This window comes from Treponema sp. R80B11-R83G3 (assembly GCF_054786115.1).
On sequence record NZ_BDHF01000321.1, the window covers coordinates 1 to 838 of the forward strand.

Consider the following 838-nt stretch of genomic DNA (forward strand, 5'->3'; position numbering starts at 1 on the left):
GTATTAATGACTTTGTATAAAGAAGATAAAGCTCTTGTTTTAAAGTTGACTTCTCCTTTAAAAACAGTTTCACAAATTGTAGGCATATCCGCATCAACGGACGAATCATCCGAAAGCGTTCAGGTTGTAGGGCAGGATAGTTCCTTTTTAACCGCGGGCGTTAAATTTACAATTCAAAACGGTTTGTTGACGGCGCAAATTAATATTATCGGAAACCCGGCACCTGTTGAATTAGCGGTAAAACCAATTATGCTTGAAGCGGAAGTTAAAAATGAATTTAACATTATGCTTGGATTTTCGGGAGACGATTTATTAAATCAATTAAAGAGCGCTGCTGAAGAAGTTAAAGAATCAGAAGCGGTTGAAAAATCAGAAACAATTGAAGAATTAGAAGCAATTAAAAAACCAGAATCTTCCGTGAAACAGGTAAAAACAGGCGTTCTTCCCGAGCCTGAGTATACCGCGCTTTGGGATGAATTTGCCCTGTACTATATGCCGCCAAAAGACATACTTACTGTAACTAAAAAACCTGTAATAAATGAAGATCAGCCGGTAACCTCGCTTGAGAATTAATTCCTTATTATGAAAAAAAAATATTTTGCGGTTGCGTGTTTATCAATAATATTGATTTTATTTTCATGCGCCAATCGAAAGGCAGCTAATTATTTTCCTGTTCCCGAATTCGGCATATCTAAAGATGAAGATATTATTTCCGTTGATGTCGGCAATATTATTGAAACGAAAAACGGCTCGGCAAGGCAAATTCCGGCATGGCTTCGTTCTTTTTTAAATGGAGGGATAGAAGCTGTTGAAAAGCTGGACATTTACAGTAATAAAT

Annotated in this window: 2 protein-coding genes; both read left to right on the forward strand. The window is 36.6% G+C overall.

What is annotated here, in order from left to right; genetic code table 11:
* Positions 1–573: hypothetical protein (locus ACYVRH_RS13605; RefSeq protein WP_461257428.1), on the forward strand; the 573-nt coding region annotated here is incomplete at its 5' end.
* A gap of 9 nt (positions 574–582) precedes the next feature.
* Positions 583–838, forward strand: a 256-nt coding sequence (locus ACYVRH_RS13610) for a hypothetical protein (protein WP_461257429.1), incomplete at its 3' end; no start/stop codon positions are given.